Here is a 5,428-nt window from a genome sequence, read left to right on the forward strand (position 1 = left end):
TTACTATCCTTTCGGGATGCTAATGCCAGGAAGGAAATTTGATGGGGGAAGTGGGTACAGGTATGGGTTTAATGGGCAGGAGAAAAGTGATGAGATTTTTGATGGAAGTACTACTGCTGAATATTGGGAATATGATAGCAGGATTGGAAGAAGGTGGAATTTAGATCCTATTTTAAAAGAGTCTGAAAGCCCATATTTATGTTTTAGTGGAAGTCCCATTGTTCTTAGTGATATTGATGGAGACGATGCCGGAAATGATGGTAACGATCCCGATCCACCCGCGAGAGGTTCAACTATAAAAACAGATCATCAGAAAGGAGCTGTAGATGCTATTGCTCCAAATGGAGACATGGTACTAGTTGGAAACAAAAATTCTAAAGTACACACAGTTTCAACCAATCTAGGTACCGATACAAAAGCGGATTTTCGACTAACCTATTTTTACATAGAAGGTGAAAATGGGGGATGGTCGTGGGATAATGAACATAAAGCTTTTATGAGGCGGGGAATAGAATTTGATAATGGAATATGGTTTGCTATATGGAATAAAGTTGGAATGACTACTGGTACTAATCTTTCGGAAGCAACCACCAATGTCATTAATGGAGAACCTCTTAAAGATACGCGACAAGCCTATTCACAATACAAGCAGAATGGTGGCGGTGGGGCAGTCCCCGGATTTATATTCACAGGATTAAAAGGAAGCGTAACTAACTGGTGGTCTGATCTTAATGCAGGAGGTAGCCGTTCTAGAGATGCATGGATTGGATTTTGGCAATTCACGTCTCAATCAGCAAAAAGTTCCGTTTTTAGAACAGTTAGCCCTACGACTAAAAAATTATTGCCGATCCAAATACATCACTTTGCTACAAATAAGAACAAAATTTTCACTCCTCAAATGGCTGCTATCGCTAAGCAGTTTAATTTAACCCTTGACGGTGGCTGGAATAAAATGGCATTACCACATTTAGGTAGACATCCAAACGCTTATCATATCTTTGTATTAAAAGGTATGCAATCTGCAGCAGCAAGTGCAGGAGGCAGCCAGGCACAGTTTATTAAACTTTTTAATAAATATGTTATCGATCCTGTTGTGAAAAATCCTCAACTTTTACGTAAAGCTGGTTGGCAATGATGAACTATTATCTTTTAAGCGGAAAAAATTCACCTATGGTGACGAGTGCGTTTGCACCGGAAGGTGCAAAACCTGCGCATGAATTAATTGGTGAATTAACCGATAAGAATGAATTGCCTTTTGAGTTTAATTTATATTTACTCAAAGAAGTAAAAGGCGCTCTAGTACAAACCAAAGACCTTAAAGATGTAAAAAAAATATGGCTAGATTATCAACCTAATAGTCTTGCATGGCCATTGTTATCAGAAAAGTTAATGACAATAATAGAAAATAACTTGACAGGTAACGAAAATTTAGAATGGATCAGTGCGGATATTAATGCAAACAATGAAAAGAAAAAATATTATATTCCTAAGTTCAAAAAAAAGATGGATGTTTTTGATTTAAAAAAAACAATGTTTGTAGAAGACACTGAAATTGCAATAGTACCTTGGTTTTCTTTTGGTAAGATAAAAAATTACAGCATTTTTCACTTGCCCTCCAGTAATAATTTATGGCAGATAACTCCCGCTATTTATATATCAGAAACAATCAAAAAGAAAATCCAACAAGAAAAATTATCGGGATTGGATTTTGAAAAAGTTATGGTGTCAACATAGTATGTCTTGTCCTGAATAGGCTTACGCTAACAAGTAGAACTATGATTATAAGATTTCCTCTATGGTAAATGTGTTTCACAGAATTTTACCTGCGCCAGAAGGGAGAATTTTAGCTAATAAATATATCACAACTTTAATATTTTCCACTCCACTCGTCAACAAATCTCTTTCTGGCTTTCTTTAATACATCATCATTTATTTTTTCATTGGGAGAAATGTCATTGAGAATATGTTCAATTAGTCTTTCGTCAATTAAAAAATTATTATACTTCTTTAAATAATATAAATAGTAAATGGGCCAAATTACAAACCCGTCTGTGTAATAATCCAAATTTCCGATTGGAAGCCTTTCATTATCGTAGATATAAGACATCGCACCTGTTAAAAATGTTCCTTTTTCTAAATAATGGATTACTTTAATTCTTAAAGTTTCATCATTGGGTTCATCCAGAAACATCGAATCAAATGGATGCGAATTTCTTACAGACGAGTCTATTTCTCTATCAAATCCTACAAATATAAAATCCATAGTCTAATTTAATTTGGTTTAAAAACTTGGTATTTACTGCCATCCTCGGTAATGAGCTTTCCTGCGTCGTCTACTAAAGTTCTAGCCTTAGGTGCAATAACTTTAGCTCCGGTAAGATTAGCTAATTCCTGTGCGGCACCTTTGCCGCCATTGCAAGAAATCAATCTCACTGATGTCCCTTGCTTATATCCATTTTTTAACATTAATTCATACACTTCCCGTACAGTTGTGAAATTATTTACAAGTAAGTGGTACTTATTTACATCCATCTTTTGGAAAATCCTTTAACCCAAGACATACGGGTATTTCGATATCAGATAATTGTAAAGACACATCAGGTTCAGTGGGTAATACCTTAAAAAAGCAAATTGCTTTTTTAATCTGAACAGTTTCTATATCTTGTTAAAATTTATTTTCAACATTTCTTTATTAAACAATCCCCAAATCAATAAAGGCTACGACAGTGCACCTATTACAAATAATTGTGCTTTTTTTCATATTTATCTGCTTTAATCCAACGGTCGTACATTTTTCCCTTTCTGGCGCAAGATATCCTGCGGAACTCTTGCGCCAGAAGGGGAAAATCTTTTGAATTATTACCAGTTTAACCGTTTACAGTAAAACTACCTTTAGACCATTGACTAAAGTCTGGGCGATTGTTAATAAATGGAATCCCTTCACGCTTAATTATTGCCCCTCTGGCGTAAGAGTTTCTCAAGATATCTTGCGCCAGAAGGTGGACTTTATGTATTTAAATATTATAAATACTAGAACTTATAAACTTTGCAATTTTACAATGTTGAAGATAGGACTACACTACATAAACAATACACCACCACCATATCTAATCAAGTAATAGTTTTAATTTAGCGTCATTGAGCACGATTAAAAAATCCTCAAGATTAATTATTCTTTCTGCTGAATCGAATAATTCTATTTGTAAATTTTCGTTCTCCTGATTTATTTCAGCAAGCATGATATTTAAATACCAAATTTCTGCAACTACTTTTTCCCTATCAGGAACACTGGCAATCTCTATAGTGTATTTTTCCATATTATATATTTATAAAAAGCCTATAAATTTTTTCCCATCTGCTGTAAATCTGGCGCCTTGACCTCCAGGAATTCTATATTCTAATACATCACCAAATTTCGCATGACGTCGAGTCACAACCTCTACTTTTGGATTTGTTAAAATATTCATTAAGACTTCTTCTCCTTGTGCATTAATCTGTTTAGCCGTCCCTTTTACCCTTGGAAAAAGGCTACCTTCTCTATTTCCATGTTTTTGGAGGGCTCTTCCGGCGAAAGTTAATTCAGCCCTATCTATTGCATTCCCTGCAGCAACTAGTTCAGATATAGAACTTGTTTTACTTGAATTAAAAAAATTCCTTACACCACTAACCCTCCCTAAAGATGGAGAATTACCACCTTCAGGTGCAAAATAAAATGCCGCAAATAAAAAATTAAAAATTGCAGTGTGGTTATCCGCTGCCATTTTCTCAAAGAGCATCATTTTCCTGTTAGGATCGGTTTCTTTATCTATCGCTTGTTTATTTACACCTCCGTTATGCACCCAATCTACTGTATATTGATATATTAAAAAACTCGCAATAGATTTTAAGTCTCTGCTAATAGTAGTTCCAGAAGTCACTAATTGCCCTGGTGTGCAATAATCGGTGTAACTATTATAGACAGAGACTTCATAACTTTCGAGTACTTCAGGAGATGACAGGTCAGCTTCAATTTTTTCCAGATAATCCCCTCTCCAATCCCATCTTGTATTTGGATCAAAATGTCTTAATATAATTTCAGATACTTTTGCAAAAACTTCATTGTAGGAAGTTTGTTGAAGGACTGCTAATTTTGACGGATTTGTTTCATCAAGTTTTAACGCTTCTTTTTGTTTACCTACAAATGCAGTTGTTACACTACCAACCCACACGTTTCCAGAATTATCAATATCAAAATCTAAATTTCCAATTTTATCCTTCTCTTCTAATCCGTCCAAATCGATGCAGGATATCGGCTTATTTCCAGCAAACTGGTAGGGGGTGTACCAAGGATAAGATTTAAACAATGGATCAACACTTAAGAAACGGCCGAGGCCAGGACTATAAATTCTAAATCCATAATCATATGTTGTAGTAGAAAATCCATCCTTATCCAACTCCTTCCCATTAAACCCATACCTATACCCACTTCCCCCATCAAATTTCCTTCCTGGCATTAGCATCCCGAAAGGATAGTAACTCCTTCCTTCCAAACCCTCTACCCATCAGACTTTCCACTTCATCAAAGAACTCTTTTTTTTTAAAAAACCTCCATAAATCTACAAAATAAACACCGCAAAACCGTTATAAATTACGCTGTATGTACCAGCGCCCGTTCCTCAAAATGCACATGCATCTTTTCAATCTCCTTATCCATTAGGCTTTGTGCCAGGCTCACATATCTGAAGAAAGCCTTACTATCGCTGGTATGCCCGCTGATCTTGCGCACCACGTATTCGGGCATGCCGCTGGTGAGCATGGTGGTAATACTGGTACGGCGCATGGTATGGCTGCTGAGTGCATCGCAGAAGCGGGTAGGGGTGAGGGTGTTGTGTTGCGACTGGCTCTTGATGCCTTTCCTGGTGCGGAGCCGAGGTAGCGGGTATGTCCAGCCGGCGAGTTCCGCCAGCTTTTTGATATTTTTATTGAAACGGAAAAGCGATACCACCGGCAGCAGGGTGCCTTTATTCTTTTTATAACGCTCCAGGATATCCATTGCCGGTGCCGGAAGTTTTACCAGCGTATCTGTACCGGTTTTCTGCGAACGCATTTTCAGGTAATGACCACTATCCCGCAATTCGATATTTTCTTTTTTGATCTTGCAGAGATCGCTGAAACGTAACCCCACCATACAGCCCAATACAAAAACATCTTTTGCGTGTTTCAACGGCCGCGAAAGTTTCGCTTCAAAATCGTTATCGAACATCAGGAAACGAAGTTGTTCTACCGTAAGCGTAATGATGGCGATCTCTTCCTTCTGGATGTAAAAATTTTTATGGTGCGGGCCCGTAGCTATGCCACAACTGTCGTTGATCCAGTTGAAAAAAGTACGGATCATTTTTATATTCTGCCCGGTATAATTATCATGACACTTTTTCTGCCGGTACATATA

General features: G+C 36.9%; 7 protein-coding genes. 2 read left to right on the top strand and 5 right to left on the bottom strand.

What is annotated here, in order from left to right:
- The coding region (locus tag EGI32_RS09945) for an AHH domain-containing protein (protein ID WP_255155242.1) at positions 1–1,135 on the top strand (1,135 nt) is incomplete at its 5' end.
- Positions 1,132–1,734, top strand: a complete 603-nt coding sequence (locus tag EGI32_RS09950) for a hypothetical protein (protein WP_255155243.1) — start codon at positions 1,132–1,134, stop codon at positions 1,732–1,734. The genes EGI32_RS09945 and EGI32_RS09950, both read left to right, overlap by 4 nt.
- Positions 1,735–1,867: 133 nt before the next feature.
- On the opposite strand, the gene EGI32_RS09955 is transcribed toward EGI32_RS09950, so the two are convergent.
- The 5 genes from EGI32_RS09955 to EGI32_RS09975 form a co-directional block, all read right to left on the bottom strand.
- Positions 1,868–2,263 carry a hypothetical protein gene (locus tag EGI32_RS09955; RefSeq protein ID WP_255155244.1) on the bottom strand — a complete coding sequence of 132 codons (396 nt, stop codon included), beginning with the start codon at positions 2,261–2,263 and terminating at the stop codon, positions 1,868–1,870.
- An 8-nt stretch (positions 2,264–2,271) separates the two neighbouring features.
- Positions 2,272–2,532 (bottom strand): hypothetical protein, encoded by a 261-nt coding sequence (locus EGI32_RS09960; protein WP_255155245.1) that lies wholly within the window; start codon positions 2,530–2,532, stop codon positions 2,272–2,274.
- A 575-nt stretch (positions 2,533–3,107) separates the two neighbouring features.
- Entirely contained in the window at positions 3,108–3,317 is a 210-nt protein-coding gene (locus EGI32_RS09965) for a hypothetical protein (protein ID WP_255155246.1), read from the bottom strand.
- A gap of 9 nt (positions 3,318–3,326) precedes the next feature.
- Positions 3,327–4,529 carry an RHS repeat domain-containing protein gene (locus EGI32_RS09970; RefSeq protein ID WP_255155247.1) on the bottom strand — a complete coding sequence of 401 codons (1,203 nt, stop codon included), beginning with the start codon at positions 4,527–4,529 and terminating at the stop codon, positions 3,327–3,329.
- 98 nt (positions 4,530–4,627) lie between these two features.
- A partial coding sequence (locus EGI32_RS09975) for a tyrosine-type recombinase/integrase (protein ID WP_255155248.1) occupies positions 4,628–5,428 on the bottom strand: 801 nt, incomplete at its 5' end.

It is taken from the genome of Ferruginibacter sp. HRS2-29, from assembly GCF_024343615.1.
Taxonomy (GTDB): Bacteria; Bacteroidota; Bacteroidia; order Chitinophagales; family Chitinophagaceae; genus Ferruginibacter.

Bases quoted from the DNA above. Each gene is read 5' to 3' on its own strand.
- EGI32_RS09950 (WP_255155243.1), top strand. From the start codon at position 1,132: ATGATGAACTATTATCTTTTAAGCGGAAAAAATTCACCTATGGTGACG.
- EGI32_RS09965 (WP_255155246.1), bottom strand. From the start codon at position 3,317: ATGGAAAAATACACTATAGAGATTGCCAGTGTTCCTGATAGGGAAAAA.
- EGI32_RS09960 (WP_255155245.1), bottom strand. From the start codon at position 2,532: ATGGATGTAAATAAGTACCACTTACTTGTAAATAATTTCACAACTGTA.
- EGI32_RS09955 (WP_255155244.1), bottom strand. From the start codon at position 2,263: ATGGATTTTATATTTGTAGGATTTGATAGAGAAATAGACTCGTCTGTA.